The organism is Actinacidiphila sp. DG2A-62, from assembly GCF_035825295.1.
GTDB lineage: Bacteria > Actinomycetota > Actinomycetes > Streptomycetales > Streptomycetaceae > Actinacidiphila.
Window position 1 is genome coordinate 3,827,004 of sequence record NZ_JAYMGI010000002.1, and the last position, 18,641, is coordinate 3,845,644.

Here is an 18,641-nt window from a genome sequence, read left to right on the forward strand (position 1 = left end):
TGGACTATGCGTGCACGGGAGATCACCCGCCGGAGTGATCGACGGCGGATACGGACCTTTCGGTCATTTCCCCCCAGGGTGACTGTTCCGAGCGGCAAGACCCTGGTCATATGCCCAAATTCGGGCAGTTCTCATCACTCACAAGAGTGAGGGTGGAGGGCAGCGACGCGGGCGGCGATCGCGTCCTGTCCGTTACAGAGTAGGCGAACAGATGGGCGCACGTCCTCAGAATTGGCACGTAGGCTGCTCCCCATGGCTCACAAGCGTTCCGGCGGGGGGCTGTCGACGGCCCAGCAGGCCGCCAAGTTCCTCGGTGTCAGCGTGCTGGCCGGTGTCGTGCTCGCGGGAATCGCCCTGCCGGCCGCCGGCGCACTCGGTCTGTCCGCCAAGGGCACGGCCAAGGGATTCGACGACCTGCCCGGTGAGCTGAAGGCGCCGGCGTTGAGCCAGGCGTCGAAGATCCTCGACGCCGACGGCGGCCTGATCGCGACCGTCTACTCGCGCGACCGCACCGTCGTCCCGATCGACCAGATGAGCCCGAACATACTGAAGGCCATCGTCGACATCGAGGACGCGCGGTACTACAAGCACGGCGCGCTCGACCTCAAGGGCATCCTGCGCGCGCTGAGCCACAACGCCTCCGACGGCGGCACCCAGGGCGCCTCCACGCTGACCCAGCAGTACGTGAAGAACGTCTTCGTGGAGCAGGCCGGCGACGACCCGGACAAGGTCGCCCAGGCCACCGAGCAGACCGTGGGCCGCAAGATCAAGGAGATGAAGTACGCGATCCAGGTCGAGAAGGAGCTGGGCAAGAAGAAGATCCTGGAGAACTACCTCAACATCACCTTCTTCGGCGAGCAGGCCTACGGCATCGAGGCCGCCTCGGAGCGCTACTTCAGCGTCCACGCCAAGAACCTCAGCCTCACCCAGGCCGCGCTGCTGGCCGGCCTGGTCCAGTCGCCGAGCCGCTACGACCCGGTCAACGACGAGCAGGAGGCGATGAACCGCCGCAACACCGTGCTCGCCCGCATGGCACAGCTCGGCGACATCACCCCGGCGCAGTCGGCCGCCGCCCAGAAGCAGCCGCTGGGCCTGAAGGTCAGCAAGCCGCGCAACGGCTGCATCACCGCGGTCAACGGCGCCGGCTTCTTCTGCGACTACGTGCGCGAGACGTTCCTGCAGAACGCCGCCTTCGGCAAGACGAAGGAGGAGCGCGCACAGCGCTGGAACACCGGCGGCCTGACCATCAGGACCACGCTGGAGCCCAAGGCCCAGCGGGCGCTGCTGCACGGCATCTCCGAGCACGTCTACAAGAGCGACGCGATCGCCGCCGCCGACACCATGGTGGAGCCCGGCACCGGCAAGATCATCGCCATGGGCCAGAGCAAGCCCTACGGCTTCGGCAAGAACGAGACCCAGATCAACCTGTCGGTCGACAAGAGCATGGGCAACAGCGGCGGCTTCCAGAACGGCTCGACGTTCAAGCCGATCACCGCGGCGGCGGCCCTGGACGCGGGCTACCAGCCGTCCCAGACCTACCCCTCGCCGTACAAGCTGGACACCTACCCCGACGTCACCACCTGCAGCGGCCAGACGCTGCACTACACGGACGTCGGCACGCAGAACGAGATGACCACCGAGGTCGGCCCGTACTCCATGCCGGACGCGCTGAAGCACTCGATCAACACGTACTTCGTCGCCCTGGAGCACGACCTGGGCCTGTGCCCGATCATGAACATGGCCTCCCGGCTGGGCTTCGTGCGGGCCGACGGCAAGCCGCTGCAGGAGGGCGCCGCGCTCACCCTGGGCGTCAACGAGGTGTCGCCGCTCACCGTGGCCAGCGCCTACGCCGCCTTCGCCAACCGCGGCGTCTACTGCACGCCGATCGCCATCAACGCGGTGACCGACTCGCACGGCAAGCAGCTCAAGGTGCCGCACACCATCTGCTCCCGGGCCATGTCGCAGAAGACCGCGGACACCCTGAACAGCATGCTCAAGGGCGTCGTCGACGACGGTACGGGCACCGCGGCCGACCTGCCGGGCCGCGACACCGCGGGCAAGACCGGTACCACCGACGACCGCAAGGACGCCTGGTTCGCCGGCTACACCCCGAGCCTGGCCTCGGCGGTGTGGATGGGCGACCCGTTCGGCGCCGGTCCGCACGGCACCCGTCTGACCATGAAGGAGCACAACGGCGTGCCGATCAAGATCGGCCCGGAGTCGTTCGACAAGGTCGAGGGCGCGACCGGCCCCGCGCCGATCTGGAAGGACGCGATGAGCGGCGCGCTGGACGGCACGCCGGCGGAGAACTTCGTCACGGTGCAGCTGCCCGGCTCGGCGCCCAAGGGCGGCGACCAGGGCGGCAACCAGGGCCAGGGCGGCGACCAGGGGGCGACGCAGGGCACCGGCCAGGGACCGGGCGGCGGCGACAACAAGCCCGGCGGCGGGCACGGCCACGGCCACGGCGCGACCGTCATGGGCGCGACGACCGGCCTGATCACCGGGGGCGCGGCGGGCGGCGTCACCGGCGGGACGGCGGGCGGCACGACGGCGGGCGCGACCGCCGGCACGGCGGGTGCGTCGGGCGGCGGGACGACGGACGGGTCGACGGGGGCGTCGTGGCCGCCGTTGCTGCCGTCCGGCGGGAAGGGGAACGGGGGGACGGCGTAGGGGGTCGCGGCGGCGTGCGTCGACGCGCGGCTCGGTAAGGGGCGCTCACCAGGGGTGGGCGCCCCTTACGCATGGGCTGGGCTACGCATGGGCCGGGCTACGCCTGGGCTGCGCGGGCCGGCGGGCCGTTCGCCGGGGCGGCAGGGCCGACGGGCCGTTCGCCGGGGCGGCCGGGGGTGGGCGCGGCAGGCGCGGGGCCTTCGTACCCGGCAGGGTCAGCCGGCGAGCTGCTTCCTGACCTCGGCGGCGACGCGCCCGCCCTCCGCGCGGTCGGCGACCTTGGGGCCGACGGTCTTCATGACCAGGCCCATCGCCTTGGGCCCCTGCGCGCCGCTCTCGGCGATGGCGGCCCGCACGACCTCGGCCAGCTCCTCGTCGCTCAGCTGCTGCGGCAGGTACGCGGCGAGCACCGCGCCCTCGGCCTTCTCACGCTCCGCGGACTCCGCCCGGCCGCCCTGCGCGAAGGCGTCCGCGGCCTCGCGCCGCTTCTTCGCCTCGCGGGCGATCACCTTCAGCACCTCGTCGTCGGAGAGCGTACGGGCGGTGGCGCCCGCGACCTCCTCCTTCGTGATGGCGGAGAGGGTCAGCCGGAGCGTGGCGGAGACCAGCTCGTCGCGGCTCTTGATGGCCGCGGTGAGGTCGTCCTGCAGTCGCTGTTTGAGCGTCGTGGTCATGCTGCGATTTTCGCACCGCGCGGGGACGGCCGCTGGCATTAACCGGCGGGGCGGGAGCAGGAGCGGGGCGGGGCCAAGGGCGGGGCGGGAGCGCGAGCGGGGTCGGGACCAGGAGCGGGGCGGGAGCAGGAGCGGGGCGGGTGCGGGGAGCGGTGGAAGCGGGGTGGGGCCGCGCCCGGGGCCCGGGAACCGCGCGGACTCTGACACGATGTCCGTATGCGCGCGCGATACGGAATCCCCCTTGGCGTAACGGCGGTCGGCGCGGCCTGCGTGGCGTACGCGGCCGGTTTCGAGGCCCGGTCCTTCCGGCTGCGCCGCGTCCAGGTCCCCGTACTGCCACCCGGAATGCGTCCGATCCGCATCCTCCAGCTCTCCGACATCCACATGGTCTCGGGGCAGACGAAGAAGCGGCGCTGGCTGCAGTCGCTGGCCGGGCTGCGCCCGGACCTGGTGGTGAACACCGGGGACAACCTGTCCGACCCCACCGCCGTGCCCGAAGTGCTGGACGCGCTGGGCCCGTTGATGCAGTTCCCGGGGACGTACGTCTTCGGGTCGAACGACTACTACGGCCCGAAGTTCCGCAACCCCGGTCGGTATCTGGTGGAGAAGGCCCGCGGCCAGCACGGGCTGAACGGCAAGAGCCACAGCGCGCACGGGGTGATCAGGAACCCGTGGGGGGACCTGCGGGACGCCTTCGACGCGGCCGGGTGGGTGGGGCTGAGCAACTCCCGGGGTCGGATCAAGCTGGACCACGGGCCGGTGCTGGGGCTGACCGGGCTGGACGACCCGCACATCAAGCGCGACCGCTACGCCAAGGTGGCGGGCGGCCCCGACCCCGACGCGGACTTCACCCTGGCCCTGGTCCACGCGCCGTACCTGCGCGTCCTGGACGCGTTCACCGCGGACCGCTACCCGCTGATCCTGGCCGGCCACACCCACGGCGGCCAGATCTGCATCCCCTTCTACGGCGCGCTGGTCACCAACTGCGACCTGGACACCGACCGGGTGAAGGGCCTGTCCACCCACACGGCCACCGGCTTCACCTCCCACCTCCACGTCTCCGCGGGCTGCGGCGCCAACCGCTTCACCCCGGTCCGCTTCGCCTGCCCCCCCGAGGCCACCCTCCTCACCCTCACCCCCGCCTGACCCGCCCCTCCCCCGCCCCCGGCGGCCCCCCCGAAACCGGATTTCGCCTCCGGCCCCCGGTCCGCTAAAGTAAACCCCGTTGCACCGGGGTGTGGCGCAGCTTGGTAGCGCGCTTCGTTCGGGACGAAGAGGCCGTGGGTTCAAATCCCGCCACCCCGACTTCGGTAACGCAGGTGAAGGGCCGTTCCTCCGCAGGTCAGCGGGGGGCGGCCCTTCGTCTTTGCCAGGTGTTGCAGGGTGAGGCGACGTCTCAGGCACCGCCGGAATACCCCTCGGCACCCTCTCAGTCCTTCAAGATCACACCCAACTCACACCCAGAATCCGCGAGAGGTAGCCGAGAAGTACCGCAGGTCACAGCATCGGGTGCAACTCCGGTCACGCCCGCAGGCGAGCACCGGCGCCATGGCCCCGTCATCAGACACGCAGACCCCCACCGGCCGCCTGCCCGTACGCGCCGCGTGCTGGGCGTACCGACAGGTGGCCGGTGGGGGTCACGGGCGCGAGGGGCCTGCGCCTCGTCAAACAACAGGCCCCCGCGCCACCGCCGCGTACGGCTCAGCGGGGGTCGATCCCCAGAGCCATGTGCGGGTATCCCGCGTGGATGCGGTCCCCGAGCTTGATGTCCAGGCCGTCGATGAACTTCTGGATCCGGTCGGTGGCCTGCTCGATGGTGTCGGCCTCCCCCTTGAACTCGAACTCCACGAAGGTCCCCAGGCCGGCCACGGTGTCGAAGGCCACCGCGATGTCGTCGAGGTGCCACTCCTCGCGGACCTTGTCGACCTCGGTCAGCGGTGTGAAGTCCAGGGCCGCCAGGGTGCGGCGGACGGCTTCGGCATCGGCCACCACGGTCTCGAACTCGTCGCAGTGGGTCTTGATCTTCTCGTCCAGGGGGTGCCAGCGCTTGAAGTTCAGGGAGGCCTGGTCGTCCTCGACGCGCACGCGCAGCCACTCCGAGATGCTGGGGGCGGCGAGGAAGTCCCGGTGCGGGGCGTTGTAGTAGCTGTCCACCTGGCGGGTGGGGGCTCCGGACGTCGCGCCGCGGGCGGTCAGGGCGGCCTTGAAGTCGTCCGGCTCGCTCAGCAGCCGGAACTTCTGCTCGACCTCGATGTACTGCATGACGCTCCTAGCGCTCGTAGGTGTGGGATGGCACGGGGAACAGCATCTCCCGTACCGGCTCCATGAGTTGACGGATGGCGTGAAGGTCCCCCGATGTGAGGGACCGCTCGGCGGCCGTGACGGTCTCGGTGATCTGGTCCGCGTCGCGGAACCCGAGCAGGGCCACCGCATCGGGGTCCGCCTGGAGCGCGTACTGCACGGCCGCTCGGGTCAGGGAGCAGTCCGGGCCGAGCTGCCGTTGCAACTCGCTGAGGGCGGCGTGCAGCGCGTCCAGGACGTCCACGGCGAAGCGGGGGTCACCGCGACGGTGGTCCCCGGGCGGGAACGCGGGAGGGCGCCGCGGGTCGTAGGCGCCGGTCAGGAGTCCTTGGCCGAGGACCTGCTTCATGAGCACGCCCACGCCATGGCGGCGCGCGAACCGGAAGATGTCCGTCTCCTGCGGGCCGTACAGGGGGCTGAGGGTGCTGTGCCGCACGGCCAGGACGTCCGGCCGGATGCGGTCGAACAGCTCCAGCCACCGGGCGATCCGCGGCCCGTGGGGGTGGTGGGGGTCGGCCGCCCACTGCTCTGTGAACTCGTGCGGCGCGCGCATGCCCACCGCACGGACCCGCGCCTCAGCACGCAGGCCGCCTACCGTCTCTACCGCCTGGTCCAGGTAGCGGTCGCCGGGGCCGAAGTCCGGGCTGTGCAGGAAGTAGACGTCCAGGTACCCGGTGCCCAGGTTCTCGGTGGTGGTCTCGAACTGCCGCAGGATCTGCCGGTGCTCGTAAGGGTGGACGGCGGTGCCGGCGAAGAACCCGACCTTGCTGCACACCACGACGCGCTTGCGGTCGATCTGCCGCAAGAGGCGGCCCACCAGGCGCTCGGACTGGCCCATGCCGTACACGTCGGCGGTGTCGTACAGGGTGATCCCTAGGTCGAAGGCTCGGCCCAGGCCCTCGAAGGCCCGGCCCTCGTCGACGCCAGCCCACCCGATGGGCACGCCGCGGTTGGTGGCCGAGCCGCCGATGGTCCAGCATCCGGCGCCGATCGCCGAGACGTCACGGTCCAGGCCGGGAAGGTGTCGCATGTCCATGGGGCCTCCTTTCAGGTTCCGCAGGGGTCGGCCGCGTTGATCGACCGCCATTCCTCGGCGCGCTCCCACCGGCCGTGCTCGTGGCGTAGCGTCTGAGCGTGACGTTCCGGCAGCCCCCCGGCCACGTCCGCCACGGTCTTGGCCATGCGCTCGCGCAGCTCCTCCACCTCCTGGTCCAGCAGGGCCCGGATGCGTCGCTCCAGTCCCTGGTGCTGGACGGGCAGCCGGGCGGCCGGCGCCTCCCGCGCGGCGGCGATCATCCCTCCCAGAACGGTGTAAGCGGCGTCCTTGAGGACCACCCGGGCACCGCGCACCCGGTGGCGCGGCTCGCCGTCGAGGATCTTCTCCAGGGACTTGAGGGTGTAGTCCAAGGCGAAGTGGCGGTCCACCCACAGCTGCGCCCACTGGCTGCACACCCCGATCCGCCAGTCCGCGAACTGCGCGTCCTGACGGCCCATCGACGGCCGCACCTCCCCGGCCAGCCCCGCGCGCTGCACCTGCTTGGTATACGCGGCGCCGATCAGGCACTCCATGGACACCAGCATGTAGGAGATGCCGGTGTGCAAGGCCCGGCCGGTGGCGTGGGCCCGCACCCACTCCGGGTCCCGCACCCCGGCGACGATCTCCTCGACCGGCACGCCCGGCATGGGGCGCAGCAGCAGGTCCGTACGCCCCTGGTAGGCGTACGTGGCCTCCAGCTCCTGGAGCGTCATCAGGTGGTCGAACGTGATGTACGTGTACCTCGTGGGCACGCCGAGCGCGGACAGGGTGCGGATGGCCAAGGCGTTCTGCTCGCCGCCGGTCTCCTTGTTGAAGCGGTCCAGGATCGAGTCCACGCCGGACTCCACGCCGAACAGGCAGCGCCGCAGCCCCCGCTCCACCAGCGTGCGCCACATGCCGGCGCGCTCGACATGCCAGGCGAAGTCCCGCTCCGGGTGGGTGACCTGGTCGATGCGGCAGCTCGTCTCCCACTTGAACCCGGCCCCGTGCAGCACCTCGGCCATCTCCAGCGCGCGGGGTACGGCGTCCGGGCCGCGGCCGATGAACTCCTCATCCACCAGGTACAGCGTCCGGGAGATGTCCGGGTGCCGGTCGAACACCGCGCCCATGGCTCCGAGCATCCACCCGAAGTCCGCGGGGGTGCCCCCGGCCCACTGACCCTTGTGGCCGCGCGGGCAGAAGCTGCAGAAATTGGTGCAGCCGCGCGAGGCCTCCAGTTGGGCAACGCCGTGGTGCTCGAACGTCGCCGGCAGCAGGTCCAGCTCCGGCAGGAAGTCGTCCTGCGCGCGGCTGACCGGCTTGGCCGTGCGGCGCCGCCCGATGGCGAGGGTGCCCTCGCCGCGGGCGGCCCCGTTGTAGCCGATCCCATGGACGTCGCCCAGCGGCAGGTCGCCGTGCCAGTGGGCCAGCAGGTCCTGCACCGTCAGCTCCCCGCCGCCCCGGGCGATCAGCAACTTCGGGTAGCGGTCCAGCAGCAGGCCCTCATTGCGCGCGGTCAGGCTGCCACCGGCGATGACCAGCGGCGGCGCCGGCAGCGCGTACGCCGCGTCCAGCAGCTCCGTCATGAGGTCGTGCTGCCCGAACGTGGCGCTGATCCCGAGGATGTCCGGGGCCTCCTCGGTCAGGAGCCGGATCAGGTCCGGCAGGGTGACGCCGAGCTGCATGTCCGCCAGGCCGACCGTGCCCATGAGAGTGGCGCGGGCCGCGCGCGCCACGTCGGAGATACCCAGCGGGAAGCGGGGTAGGGGGAAGTTCTCCGGGTGGTACAGCGCGGCCAGCAGCACCACGGGGCGGCTGAGCCGGTACACGGCCTGATCGTCCACCCGGGCCGGGGACAGCCAGCCCTCCGCGTCCTTGAGGTGGATGTGCCCCTCAGCCCACCCCGGCCAGGCCCGGGTGCGGTGCGGCTGGCCGGACAGGTCCGCCAGCGTCCAACGGCCGTCCAGCCGCTCGATGCCGACTAAGCGGCGGTCCAGTGTCCCGGCGACCCGCACCCTGCCGGCCCGGCCGGTGAGCGCGGTCTCCAGGTGCCGGCGCAGGCGCTCCGGGTCCAGCAGCAGCAAGTCGTCCACGCGGCCCAGGTTCAGGCCGGTGGTCTGGTGGACGGCCTCAGCGAGTAGTTCCGCTGCCCGCTCGGTGGGGCCAGTAGCGATGGTGTGTTCCTGCACGGTGCCTCCTCATATCGGTGGAGAGGGAGGGTGGAGCGCCGGCCTCATGCGGCCAGGCGCACGTCCACGAAGTGCGGCAGGTGGTCGGACGGAGAGGGCGGTGGCCGTACCGCCGTACGGCCACCGCCATGAGGTCCCCGGCCCGTCCCCGTCAGGGCGCGGGGGATCTAGCTGCGGCTACGCCGCGTCGGCGATGCGGTGACCCTCGAACCGGTATCCGCGCAGGGTCGGGTCCTTGACGGCCGCCTTGGCCTCCCGGACGCGCCGGGCGATGTACGGCGCGCAGCGGGCGTCCAGCTCCTCGTCGGCCAGGAGCTTGTAGTCGACCAGCTCCGGGTCCTCGCCCTCCGGCGTGCCGCCCGCGTTGAGCACGATCTTGTCCAGCTCACCCGGCGCCAGGCGGTGGAAGAACACGAGGGTGGTGGCCTCGGCGGACCGGCCCGGGTTGTCCGGCACCCAGTCGGTGATGAGCAGCGTGTGCGGGATGAGCGTGAGCCCGATCTCCTCCCGGGCCTCCCGGACGGCGGCGAGGTGCGGCGGTTCGTTGCTGTGGGCGCCGCCGCCGACCAGGTGGTACACGCCGTCCTTGTAGCTCGGCTGCACCAGCAGGGCGCGATCCTGGTCGTCCAAAATCAACCAGGCGCCGCCGTTGCGGCGCTGGCCGGGGTGCTGTAAGTCCGTATCGCGGTGTGCCACGGTGTTCTCCTGTCGTAGTGGTTCTTCTGTGGAGCCCGTCCCGGCCGGTGACCCGTCATCGACCGGCCGGGGCGGGGGTTCATCAGCGGCCGGCAAGGGGTCGCCAGGCTGCTGCGGCATGGGGTGCGGCTCAGGCGCTTCGCAGGCCGGGCACCGCTTGCGCTCCAGCACGACGATGGGGCAGTTGAGCGCGTCGGCGATCTTGATGAGGTTGGCGGGGGTGGCGCTGCGCCAGCCGTGTTCGATCTCGCCCATGAGCTGTTCGCTGATGCCGACCAGGCGGGCGAGCTGGCGCTTGGTCAGCCCGGCCTTCTGGCGTGCCCAGGCGACGGCTTCCGGCTCGTGGTACAGCGTGCTCGGGCGGGTGCGGACCCTGGGCATCACGCGCGCGCGGTGTGGTCCCAGGGGTCGTCCACCTGCCACGTATGGCCGCCGTCGTGGAACTCGAACTCCGAGCAGATCGCCTGCTGCTCGGGGTCGGTGGCCGGGCAGTCGGGCAGGACGAAGACGACCTCGGGGGCGTCGGTCGCGTTCCACCGGGTCCACACGCCGGTCGTCTCGGTGGCCTCCACGATGAAGGCCCAGTGGTCGCCGGTCGGATGGGCCTGGAGGGTGCAGCGCACGTCCCGGATCTCGGCCGGGTCGATCCCCGTGCGGTTGGCGTACCGAGCCGCCGTCACGGTGAGGCTGGTGGGTATGGTGACCAGTTCTCCGCAGATGGGCGGACGGCCGGCCTCCTCGTCGGGGTGCTTATCGGCCGAGCTGCGGGGTTCCTCGGTGGTGGTTGCCATTGCCGTGAATCGGTCCCTCGGGTCGTTGCTTCAGTGGAGCCCGTCCCCGGCTGGCGACCGGTCGTCAGCGAGCTGGGGACGGGAGTTCATTCGGTGCAGATGCCGCGCTGGACATCCGCGAGCGCCAGCTCCTCCAGGCGCCGGATGCACTCCTCGCAGGCGTGAAAGGCACCAGTGCCGTAGACGGTCTGCACGGGGCCGAGCCACAGCACCAGCCGGTCGGTGCTCTCGCACCGCCAGCACAGCCCCCGCATCCACGCGCGGCCGCGCACGGTCAGCCCCCGCGGCGGCCGGGGCGTACCGGCCTGCCCCCGGCGCAGCTCGTGTCCTGCGCCCCTTGGGCGGGGCCGGCGCTGGGCAGCTCCTCGCCCGGGTCGTCCGGCTCGGGGGGTGGGAGCACCTCGAAGACGGTGAGCTTCGACCCCGCCGCCAGGTACACGGGGTCGTGGTGGGCCAGATCGACCATGCGGCCAGCGACGCCCACCTGCCGCAAGTTGGTGATGCGGTAGGCCCGCCCGTCCACGCCCACCCAGTCGTTGAGCTGCAACTGATTCGGCCCCCGCTCCTGCGGGTTGACCAGGCGGGAGCCGTCGCTCAAGGCCCAGCCGGGGGGCCGCTGGGGGGCGTTGGCGGTGGTGGGGGTGCTGATGGCCGTTCTCCTTCGGTGTGTGGTCGCGCTGCCCGGCCGCCGGAGCACGGTCGGCGGCCGGGCGCGCACCGGTCCCCGCCACCCGGGGACCGGTCGGCCCACCCCGGCCCGTGCCACGGGGGAGGCACGTGGACGGCGCCAACCCGTAGAGCGCCGCTGGCCGGGGTGGGGGTCTTATCTGGTGGCGACACCGAGCGTCAGGGCGATCACCAGGCAGGCCGCGGCCACCATGCAGACCACCTGCTCGGTACGGTTCACCCCGACCCCCGCTGGACGGCCCGCAGGTGCCGGCCCTCGCCGCCCGCGGCGGTCCTGGCCCAGCAGCGCGGGCAGGCGTACGAGCGGTACAGAGAGCCGGACGGTCCCTCGAACACCTCCACCAGGTGACCGTCCCTGGTCGGGGCCCGGCAGTGCTGGCACACCCTCACCGGCCCGAGCACGGCGGCCTCCTCCAGCGGGCCGATGACGAACTCGATGCTGACGCGCAGCGCGTGGGGGTCGGTGTACTGGGGCAGCTCCAGCGGGGAGCGCAACCACCGGGTGCCGTCGTGGTAGCCGTCCGGGCCGGGAACGAGGAGCCGGTGCCCGTGCCCGTAGCGCACGACCCGGGCGGCCGAGGCGTCCGGCCAGTCCGCGGCGCCATCGGCGGAGAGCATCCACACCAGGTGCCGGCGCAGGCTCCTCGAAGACGGGGCCGGCCTTGTCGCCGAGCACATCCAGCACCTGCCGGCCCCAGTCCGCGGGCAGCGACAGCGCGGCCCAGGTGGGCGCGATGCGTACCGGCCCGATCGGCCCGTCAGGCAGGAAGTGAGGGAGGGCCGCGGTCGTGGTTGCCCGTATCACCTGGCCACCTCCGTGCCCGGACGACGGAGCGTGCACCAGGTGGTGGTCCCGTCGTCGCCGATGCCCCAGGAGGAGGCAAGGGCCGCGACGATGAACAGCCCCCGGCCGTTCTCGCTGTCGGTGTCGCTCTCAACGGCCCGGGGCCGGTAGGAAGTGCCGCCGTTCACCGCGAGCGTGATTGTCTTGGTGGTCAGGATGAGGCGGAAGGCGATCTCCGCGGCCTCGCCGTATCGCAGGGCGTTCGTCACCAGCTCGCTCACGATGAGCTGGGCGTCCTGGACGGGCTCGCCACTCATGCCCCAGGTCGTAAGCTTGGCGGCCACGATCCGGCGCAGGGAGCCGACCCAGCGTCCGTCCGTCTCCGGAGTGCTTCCGCTGTGGTCGTCAGCCCGCGTGACGCGAATGCCGAGGTCGTCACAGACGTCGGTCATGCAGGCGTCGGGGACGATGCACTCGGGCCCTTTGTCCGATAACAACCGAACCACCACCGCACTTTGAAGCATCGTCATGCCGGCCTCAGATTCGCTCGGCGGGCCCCCAGCGGGCTGCTCAAAGGGGCAGCCAGAGACCCGGACACTCTCAGTGGGGCCGACAACGGCCTGTAGTTGCGCCGCGTCTGCCCGCAACCAGCTTGCTCCTTCGGTCGCAGGCGATGCAATACCGCTGCGCAATATTGTGATCGCAAGCGCCATAGGTGCGAACCTCTGTGTGGATAGCGTGGTGCGCCGACGACGTGCGAGACTGCACCCATGGCGCAGAAGCGGACCACTCCGACGGTGAGAAGGCGACGTATTGGCGCCCAGATGCGCCGCTGGCGTCTGACGACACCGCTCACCGCAGCTCAGGCCGCGAAGAAGCTGGGCACGGACACCGGGCGCTTCTCACGCCTGGAGCGCGGCGTGTACCGGATCTCCGCAGAGGAGATCCGCACCCTCGCGGAGATCTACGGGCTCAATGATGCCGAGGGCGTGGAGGAAGTCATCCGCGCCAATCAGGAGGAGCCCGGCTGGTGGGCCGCCTACGGCGACCGTCTGTCGGAGAGCTACCGGGACTTCATCGAGCTGGAGGCAGACGCACGGACGATCCGCATCCACCACCCGGTGATCATCCCCGGTTTGCTCCAAAGCCCGCCGTACATCCACGAGATGCTGACCCGTGGGCCCGGCGCGGTACGGCGCAATGAAGCCGAGATGCTGGTCAACGTCCGCATCGGTCGACAGCTCATCGTCACCCGGGATGAAAATCCGGTTGACGTCCACGCTCTCGTCCCGGAGGCTGCCTTCCACGCGCAGTTCGCAGAGGGATCACTCGTCATGCGGGACCAGCTCCAACGGCTGCTCCTACTCTCGGACCTTCCCAACGTCACGCTGCAGATCGTCCCGCTCACCACGCATCCCAGCTTCGGCTCCAGCGGGCCCATGACGCTCATGACCTACCGTCACCCGTGGGTGCCGATCGCCAGCGTGGACAACGCCCTGGGCGGGCACCACACAGAAGACCCTGCGGAGGTGGATTTCCTGGAGAAAGACTTCAGGGAAACCGCGTCCATCGCTCTTCCCGTGGAACGGTCGCGGGAGGTCATCGCCGAGCACCTGGAGGGACTCAACAAGTGACCAGAAACAGCATCGCGGCACCGGATCTGCGCGGTGCCGCCTGGAAGAAGTCGTCGTACAGCGGCAACAACCAGTCTCAGTGCGTCGAGGTCGCGGACGTGATAGCGACCTTCGGCGGCGTCGGCGTCCGCGACTCGAAGAACCCGGACGGCCCGGCCCTGCTGTTCCCGCAGCAGGCCTTCGCCGACTTCCTCGCGGAAGTGGCGGCCGGCCGCTTCGACGTGTGATCCAACCTCCACAGCCCGCTTCCCCCAGGCCGTATCCGGGGGAAGCGGGCTGTGGGGTTACATGGGCACCCGAACAGGAACCGGGCAGGCCCAGTGTTCACCCGCCGGGGCCGCGCTGACCGGCAAACCACCGAAGTTCACCGCGAGGGGGCTCCCCCTCCCCCCTCCGTGGCCGGGGGCGCCCGGTGCTCCGGGTCATCGCACTCCGGGCACAACCGGGCCAGCCGCCGGTTCGTCCGGTCCACCGCGTCCCGCAGGCTGGCCCCGTCGTTGGGGTGCACCTCGTGCACCACGATGCCGACCCGCTGCTCGATCGTGTCCAGGCGTTCCATCACGCCGGGCCGTGCCGGCACTCCGGGCCGCGCCGGGACGCCCTGCCAGTCGTCCACGACCTGTTCCAGGCGCCGCAGGACTGCGAACAGCCGGCGCAGGCCCTGAAAGCCGCCGACCAAGGCGCCGACGACCGCGATTGCCGCCCCGGCCCACACGACCGCGGTGTCGAGCGGGCCGATCCCCGTCGTGCCGTCGCCGAGCGGCCTCATGGTCAGCTCGGGGTGGGCTGCAGGCGCGCGGCGAGACGGTCGATCACCCGGTCCGCCAGGGTGTCGCCGAGCTGGGCGGTGATGCGATCCGCGAGCGCCTGCACCTGGCCGTCCGTCAGGACCGGACCACCGACCGCTTTGATCTCGGCCAGCAGCTTGGCGTAGTGGTCGTCGCCGTACCGCAGGAGGTCGCCGGCGCGCCGCGACGGGTCCGTGCCCGGCGCCGCGGTCGGGCTGTTCTCGGTGTGGTCCCAGATGGCTTTCACGAGCTTGGCGATAGCGTCGGGGGTCAGGTCGACCGTGGTCATCTCGTCCTCCGTGGTGTGGGTGCCGGCGGCCATCGCCAGCAGCTTCGTGATAGGGAAGGCGCCCGGGTCCCCATGCGAGTTTTCCGGGACGTGCGAGTGCCCGCACACCCCGCGGAAGCTGGTCCACTGCGCCGGGGTCATGCGGGCCGGGCTCGCCCCGTAGGAGGCCGGACTCACGCCGGGGCGGCGCGGGTCCGGGCCGTACGCCAGCCACACCGGCGGCGCGGCCAGCGGGACTCCATGGTTGGTGTGCAGCCACGCCACGAAGGCCGCGACCTGCTCCAGCGCCCAGTCCGGGGGCTCGGGCCAGTACACATAGTCGACCCCGGCGAGCGCGCTCCCCCAGGCGCCGCGGTGCGCCGCAACGCACGTCCCCACCAACTCGACCTGCGCGCAGTTCAGCGTGTTCGTCTCCACCCCGCCCGCGCGGTTCTCCAGGGCCCGAGCCGAGACGTCGATGTCGAAGTGCTGGTGCCAGACCAGGCGGCGGCCGCGCATGTCCGGCACGGCGGTCAGCGTCGGGGCCTGCTCACCGCCGCCGTAGTCCGGCAGACCCGTCGACTCCGTGGTGTGCATGACCAGCGCGTTGACGGCCATCGGAGAGCCCGGCCACCGGTCCTGCCACCAGTAGTCCGTGGACGCACCCGGGTAGCGCTGCGGCCGCGTCACGACCGACCCTCCGCAATCTGCTCGCCCCCGACGTACCCGGCAAGCCGCGCCGCCGTGGCCGGAGGAATCCCCGCGGCCGTGAGCGCGTCGAAGTCCTCGGCGGCCCGCGCCTGCTCGGCCTGCTGCAGCTCCGCCACGAACTGGGCCGTGCCCTGCTCCAAGGCAGCCACCAGCGAGTCATACTGCGCCTTCGTGATCGCGATGGCGCCGGGCGGAGGCTGCGGGTCGACGACGCCGCCGTCTACCACCACCGTCCGTTGCGTCACCGACCCGTCCGGCAGCCGGTAGTAGAACATCATCTGCTTCACGGCGCTCTCCCTCACGTCAGAACCCATGCCTTGATCGACCACTGGACCCGGTCGTAGACCGCGCCTCCCGCGCCCCGGGCCATGCCGATCGTGGTGACCTGGTTGACCGTGCCGCCGGGCGGCACCGACACCCGGAACGTCTGCGCCAGCTGCGCGTGCACGTTGGTGATCGTGGTCGTACCGGTGTTCGCCGTGAACCACATCTCGTCGCCGTTGATCGCGTACGCCGCGCTCGCCCCGCCCGGCAGGATGAAGCTGCCGTCGGCCGACACGGTCACGATCGCCGTCGCGGCCCGGCACGGGTCCGGATTCGCCAGCGCCAGCGTGTTCGTGACGACCGTCGTAAGCGACGAGGGCACCGCGATATTGGGATAGTTGGTGTTCGCGCCGTCCTCGAAGTACGCGACCTGCTTGGGCGGGTCTGTCCGCAGATTCCCGGCGCTGTCGCAGTACACGCCGCCCGCCGCGGTGTCCACGGTGCACGCGAACGGCCACGTCTGCACTTTCGCGGCCAGCGGCGACGATCCAGAGCCGTCACCTGTCAGCCCGCACCCCGTGGACACCGTAGCGGCGCCGGTCGGCACGAACAGCCCGCCATCGGCGGCCACCGTGGCGTTGTTGCCCGCCTGCCCCGACAAGGCCGTAGAGAAGGTGCCAGTCGCCTGGTCGTAGGCGACGCCGGCCGCGGCGTGCAGGCAGCCCCGCACCTCTGTGCAGTCGGTCTGCGCGGAGATCACGTACGGGTTCGCGGCCGAGCCCGTACCGCTCACCGCGACGTTGTCGCCCGCGGTGATCTGCGCGCCGCTCTGCCCGCTGCCGCAGCCGCACCTGGCCAAGACCCCCACCTCCGGTGGTTTCCTCGGCCCGGCCCACAACCAGCAGCTCACCGCCGAGAATACCGCCGGGTGCTGCCCGTCAGCCGTACAGCTCGATGACAACCAGGCCGTCGCCCCCGTCCTGCCCGTTCACCGCGCCTCCGTAGGACAGCGCGCCGCCCGCGCCCGCGCCGCGCCCGCGCGAGGCCGTCCCCCCGCCCTCGGACGCGCGCGCCACGCCGCCCTGCCCGAGCTGGGAATTCCCACCCGCCCCCGCGAGTCCCTTCCCGCCGGTCAGGCGAAGCGCGCCGCCGGAGTTTCCCCCGCCGCTGATCTGCTGGCCCGTACCAGCCGCGGGGCCGACCACGCCCGAGGTCGTGTCCGGCGTCGTCCCGGAGACCATGGAAGCGGTGCCGCCGTCTCCGCCCGGCGCGGTCACGAACCCCCCGAAGCTGCTGGAGCCGCCGGCGCCGCCGGAGTTGTTCCCGGTGCCCCCCACCCCGCCCGCGCCGACGACGATCGACTCCACCGCGCCGAGTGCCGCCGCCTCGATGATCGACAGCGACCAGCCGCCGCCGGCCCCGCCCGGCCGGGCGATGCACTCGCCGCTGTCGGCGTCCGCCCCGGCGCTGCCGCCGCCCGCGCCCTGCACCTGCACGCGCACCCGCGCGAGCCACGGATAGTCGTCCTTGACGAACTGCTCAACCCCGGGGACGTCGAACACGAGCATCTCGCGTAGCCCCATCGTGCCGGGCGTCAAGCACAGCTCGCCGTCGTCCAAGACCTTGAAATATGCGTCGCACACGCACACGGACGCCATGGCACACCTCACCTTGCGGATGGCGCCCGGCCCACAACCAGCAGCACCCCAGCTTAGGCCGGGGCCGCTGGAGTCGCGGTCAGGTGCACGGGCACCCCGGCCGGGGCCGGTGCTCCGGCCGCGGTCCACACGCGTACGACCGCGGCCGTGGCGCTGACCTCCTCCACGACGGCGAGCAGCGGCACCGCCCCGGCCGGCGTGGCGGTCACGACCGGTGGCTGCGGCCAGCGCCTCGGCAGCACCCACCGTGCGCGCCCCTGGGAATCTGTCTGGATCACCGCGGCGGCCGTGACCGCCGCTGGCGGGGCCGAGGGACTGTCGGGGGGCGCCGGTGGCACCGCAGCAGCTGCGGGGACCGGCCGGCTGCGGCGGCGTGTCGTGGACCGGGTGCGCCGGTCGAGGTCCCGGAGCAGGCCGCCGAGGGGGTTGCCGGCGATGCGGCGGGCGGGGGTTCCGCGCATGCCCATCAGGCTGCCTCCGCCCCGGTCGCGGCGACCTGGACCTGCACGCTCTCCGCGCCTGGCTGACCGCCGCTGTCGCCGTCCTCGGTGACTTTCAAGCCGACGATCTTCAGCCGCTGGGAGATGTCGCGGCAGGTGGTTGTGGTGGTGACGTCCAGGCACCAGCCCGGCACCAGGGCGGGGACGCTGATCGCGGCCTGGGGGTCGATCGTGACCTGCTGGGTGTCGATGAACACCGGCACCGGCAGCGAGGTGGACAGCTTCGAGCGGGCGGCGGCGGTGGCCGCCGCGTTCGTCTTGAGCGAGGTCTGCTCCTCGTAGCGCTCCAGCAGCCCGTAGTACGGGTGGATGCCTCCGGCCTCGCCGAGGACGTCGCCGTCCTCCGCGCCGGCGACGACCCAGCGGGTGGCCAGGGCCGCCCCGTCCTCCTCCACCCGCAGCCCGTCCGGCAGGTCCGCGTCCGTCAGCCGCCCCACGGACACGGCGTGCGTCTCCGGCATTAGCAGGATCTTGGAGCCGACCGCGGTGTAGTCCAGGCCGGTCTCGGCCAGGTCCCGCAGGTGGTCGCCGGTCTGCCCGATCCCCCGGTCGTAGGCGCGCGCGCCGCGCACCCCGCTCGGGGCGATGATCTGCACGCTGTGCCCGGGATCGTCGGGCGCGAAGCCGTCCTCGATGAGCGCGGCGGCGATCTGCGCCAGGTCCGCGTCGTCCCCGAAGACGAGGTCCTGGTGGGGAACGCGGCGGTCGAGCCAGCCGAGGACGTCGACGGCCTGGACCTGGATCTCGCCCAGCCCCCAGCTCACGTCCACGATCGGGCCGCTCCACACCGGCCGGCCGTCGCGCCAGATGGCCAGGCTGTGCCGCCAGGACCGCACGGCGGACAGCGTGCGGCAGCAGTCCCCGTCCGGCTGGATGATCACCTCGGCGGTGCTGACGTCGTCCAGCACCCGGGTCCACTCCACGTGGATGAGGACCTCGGCGCGCGCGACCATGGCCCCGGACCGGTCGATGATCGCGGCGGTGTGGGTGCCGCATCCGGCGACGGCCATG

General features: G+C 71.7%; 21 protein-coding genes and 1 tRNA gene. 5 read left to right on the forward strand and 17 right to left on the reverse strand.

Annotated elements, in window-relative coordinates; all coding sequences use genetic code 11:
• Positions 1 to 252 precede the first annotated feature (252 nt).
• Positions 253 to 2,670, forward strand: coding sequence for a transglycosylase domain-containing protein (locus tag VSR01_RS16940; RefSeq protein ID WP_326450049.1), 2,418 nt, complete (start codon positions 253 to 255; stop codon positions 2,668 to 2,670).
• Positions 2,671 to 2,885: 215 nt separating this feature from the next.
• Here VSR01_RS16940 and VSR01_RS16945 read toward each other — a convergent pair whose 3' ends face one another.
• Positions 2,886 to 3,344 (reverse strand): GatB/YqeY domain-containing protein, encoded by a 459-nt coding sequence (locus VSR01_RS16945; protein ID WP_326450050.1) that lies wholly within the window; start codon positions 3,342 to 3,344, stop codon positions 2,886 to 2,888.
• A gap of 216 nt (positions 3,345 to 3,560) precedes the next feature.
• Here VSR01_RS16945 and VSR01_RS16950 point away from each other — a divergent pair, with 216 nt between their 5' ends.
• Entirely contained in the window at positions 3,561 to 4,490 is a 930-nt protein-coding gene (locus VSR01_RS16950) for a metallophosphoesterase (RefSeq protein ID WP_326450051.1), read from the forward strand.
• Between the two features lie 85 nt (positions 4,491 to 4,575).
• Positions 4,576 to 4,649, forward strand: a tRNA-Pro gene (locus VSR01_RS16955).
• Positions 4,650 to 5,045: 396 nt separating this feature from the next.
• Here VSR01_RS16955 and cyaB read toward each other — a convergent pair.
• The 9 genes from cyaB to VSR01_RS17000 all read right to left on the reverse strand — a co-directional run bounded on the left by cyaB (position 5,046) and on the right by VSR01_RS17000 (position 12,520).
• Positions 5,046 to 5,606 (reverse strand): class IV adenylate cyclase, encoded by a 561-nt coding sequence (gene cyaB, locus VSR01_RS16960; RefSeq protein WP_326450052.1) that lies wholly within the window; start codon positions 5,604 to 5,606, stop codon positions 5,046 to 5,048.
• Between the two features lie 7 nt (positions 5,607 to 5,613).
• Positions 5,614 to 6,681, reverse strand: coding sequence for an aldo/keto reductase (locus VSR01_RS16965; RefSeq protein WP_326450053.1), 1,068 nt, complete (start codon positions 6,679 to 6,681; stop codon positions 5,614 to 5,616).
• A gap of 11 nt (positions 6,682 to 6,692) precedes the next feature.
• The gene (locus tag VSR01_RS16970) at positions 6,693 to 8,849 is read right to left on the reverse strand and encodes a B12-binding domain-containing radical SAM protein (protein WP_326450054.1); all 2,157 of its coding nucleotides are present in this window, start codon (positions 8,847 to 8,849) and stop codon (positions 6,693 to 6,695) included.
• A 177-nt stretch (positions 8,850 to 9,026) separates the two neighbouring features.
• Positions 9,027 to 9,926: a helix-turn-helix domain-containing protein gene (locus tag VSR01_RS16975; protein ID WP_326453689.1), complete on the reverse strand. Its 900-nt coding sequence runs from the start codon at positions 9,924 to 9,926 to the stop codon at positions 9,027 to 9,029.
• A complete protein-coding gene (locus VSR01_RS16980) occupies positions 9,926 to 10,336 on the reverse strand; it encodes a hypothetical protein (protein WP_326450055.1) in 411 nt (136 codons plus the stop codon). Before VSR01_RS16980 ends, VSR01_RS16975 begins: the two co-directional genes overlap by 1 nt.
• A gap of 86 nt (positions 10,337 to 10,422) precedes the next feature.
• Positions 10,423 to 10,608 (reverse strand): hypothetical protein, encoded by a 186-nt coding sequence (locus tag VSR01_RS16985; protein ID WP_326450056.1) that lies wholly within the window; start codon positions 10,606 to 10,608, stop codon positions 10,423 to 10,425.
• 2 nt (positions 10,609 to 10,610) lie between these two features.
• Complete coding sequence (locus VSR01_RS16990) at positions 10,611 to 10,934, reverse strand: hypothetical protein (protein WP_326450057.1); 324 nt, start codon at positions 10,932 to 10,934, stop codon at positions 10,611 to 10,613.
• Between the two features lie 305 nt (positions 10,935 to 11,239).
• The gene (locus VSR01_RS16995; RefSeq protein ID WP_326450058.1) at positions 11,240 to 11,641 is read right to left on the reverse strand and encodes a hypothetical protein; all 402 of its coding nucleotides are present in this window, start codon (positions 11,639 to 11,641) and stop codon (positions 11,240 to 11,242) included.
• A 183-nt stretch (positions 11,642 to 11,824) separates the two neighbouring features.
• A complete protein-coding gene (locus tag VSR01_RS17000; protein WP_326450059.1) occupies positions 11,825 to 12,520 on the reverse strand; it encodes an ATP-binding protein in 696 nt (231 codons plus the stop codon).
• Between the two features lie 57 nt (positions 12,521 to 12,577).
• Here VSR01_RS17000 and VSR01_RS17005 point away from each other — a divergent pair, with 57 nt between their 5' ends.
• Complete coding sequence (locus tag VSR01_RS17005) at positions 12,578 to 13,441, forward strand: helix-turn-helix domain-containing protein (RefSeq protein ID WP_326450060.1); 864 nt, start codon at positions 12,578 to 12,580, stop codon at positions 13,439 to 13,441.
• Positions 13,438 to 13,668 (forward strand): DUF397 domain-containing protein, encoded by a 231-nt coding sequence (locus VSR01_RS17010; RefSeq protein WP_326450061.1) that lies wholly within the window; start codon positions 13,438 to 13,440, stop codon positions 13,666 to 13,668. Before VSR01_RS17005 ends, VSR01_RS17010 begins: the two co-directional genes overlap by 4 nt.
• 137 nt (positions 13,669 to 13,805) lie before the next feature.
• Here the strand turns inward: VSR01_RS17010 and VSR01_RS17015 are convergent, their stop codons facing one another.
• The 7 genes from VSR01_RS17015 to VSR01_RS17045 all read right to left on the reverse strand — a co-directional run bounded on the left by VSR01_RS17015 (position 13,806) and on the right by VSR01_RS17045 (position 18,640).
• Positions 13,806 to 14,210 carry a hypothetical protein gene (locus tag VSR01_RS17015; protein WP_326450062.1) on the reverse strand — a complete coding sequence of 135 codons (405 nt, stop codon included), beginning with the start codon at positions 14,208 to 14,210 and terminating at the stop codon, positions 13,806 to 13,808.
• A gap of 2 nt (positions 14,211 to 14,212) precedes the next feature.
• Positions 14,213 to 15,187, reverse strand: coding sequence for a hypothetical protein (locus VSR01_RS17020; RefSeq protein ID WP_326450063.1), 975 nt, complete (start codon positions 15,185 to 15,187; stop codon positions 14,213 to 14,215).
• Positions 15,184 to 15,495 carry a hypothetical protein gene (locus VSR01_RS17025; RefSeq protein ID WP_326450064.1) on the reverse strand — a complete coding sequence of 104 codons (312 nt, stop codon included), beginning with the start codon at positions 15,493 to 15,495 and terminating at the stop codon, positions 15,184 to 15,186. The genes VSR01_RS17020 and VSR01_RS17025 overlap by 4 nt, the downstream gene beginning before the upstream one ends.
• Before the next feature lie 11 nt (positions 15,496 to 15,506).
• A complete protein-coding gene (locus VSR01_RS17030; RefSeq protein WP_326450065.1) occupies positions 15,507 to 16,331 on the reverse strand; it encodes a hypothetical protein in 825 nt (274 codons plus the stop codon).
• Positions 16,332 to 16,410: 79 nt separating this feature from the next.
• On the reverse strand, positions 16,411 to 17,130 hold the full coding sequence (locus VSR01_RS17035; RefSeq protein ID WP_326450066.1) for a glycine-rich domain-containing protein: 720 nt from the start codon (positions 17,128 to 17,130) through the stop codon (positions 16,411 to 16,413).
• Positions 17,131 to 17,183: 53 nt separating this feature from the next.
• Positions 17,184 to 17,339, reverse strand: coding sequence for a hypothetical protein (locus VSR01_RS17040; RefSeq protein WP_326450067.1), 156 nt, complete (start codon positions 17,337 to 17,339; stop codon positions 17,184 to 17,186).
• A 257-nt stretch (positions 17,340 to 17,596) separates the two neighbouring features.
• Positions 17,597 to 18,640, reverse strand: a complete 1,044-nt coding sequence (locus VSR01_RS17045) for a hypothetical protein (protein ID WP_326449900.1) — start codon at positions 18,638 to 18,640, stop codon at positions 17,597 to 17,599.
• Position 18,641: the final 1 nt, after the last annotated feature.

Bases quoted from the DNA above. Each gene is read 5' to 3' on its own strand.
- VSR01_RS16940 (WP_326450049.1), top strand. From the start codon at position 253: ATGGCTCACAAGCGTTCCGGCGGGGGGCTGTCGACGGCCCAGCAGGCC.
- VSR01_RS16945 (WP_326450050.1), bottom strand. From the start codon at position 3,344: ATGACCACGACGCTCAAACAGCGACTGCAGGACGACCTCACCGCGGCC.
- VSR01_RS16950 (WP_326450051.1), top strand. From the start codon at position 3,561: ATGCGCGCGCGATACGGAATCCCCCTTGGCGTAACGGCGGTCGGCGCG.
- cyaB (WP_326450052.1), bottom strand. From the start codon at position 5,606: ATGCAGTACATCGAGGTCGAGCAGAAGTTCCGGCTGCTGAGCGAGCCG.
- VSR01_RS16965 (WP_326450053.1), bottom strand. From the start codon at position 6,681: ATGGACATGCGACACCTTCCCGGCCTGGACCGTGACGTCTCGGCGATC.
- VSR01_RS16975 (WP_326453689.1), bottom strand. From the start codon at position 9,926: ATGCCCAGGGTCCGCACCCGCCCGAGCACGCTGTACCACGAGCCGGAA.
- VSR01_RS16980 (WP_326450055.1), bottom strand. From the start codon at position 10,336: ATGGCAACCACCACCGAGGAACCCCGCAGCTCGGCCGATAAGCACCCC.
- VSR01_RS16995 (WP_326450058.1), bottom strand. From the start codon at position 11,641: ATGCTCTCCGCCGATGGCGCCGCGGACTGGCCGGACGCCTCGGCCGCC.
- VSR01_RS17000 (WP_326450059.1), bottom strand. From the start codon at position 12,520: ATGGCGCTTGCGATCACAATATTGCGCAGCGGTATTGCATCGCCTGCG.
- VSR01_RS17005 (WP_326450060.1), top strand. From the start codon at position 12,578: ATGGCGCAGAAGCGGACCACTCCGACGGTGAGAAGGCGACGTATTGGC.
- VSR01_RS17015 (WP_326450062.1), bottom strand. From the start codon at position 14,210: ATGAGGCCGCTCGGCGACGGCACGACGGGGATCGGCCCGCTCGACACC.
- VSR01_RS17035 (WP_326450066.1), bottom strand. From the start codon at position 17,130: ATGGCGTCCGTGTGCGTGTGCGACGCATATTTCAAGGTCTTGGACGAC.
- VSR01_RS17045 (WP_326449900.1), bottom strand. From the start codon at position 18,640: ATGGCCGTCGCCGGATGCGGCACCCACACCGCCGCGATCATCGACCGG.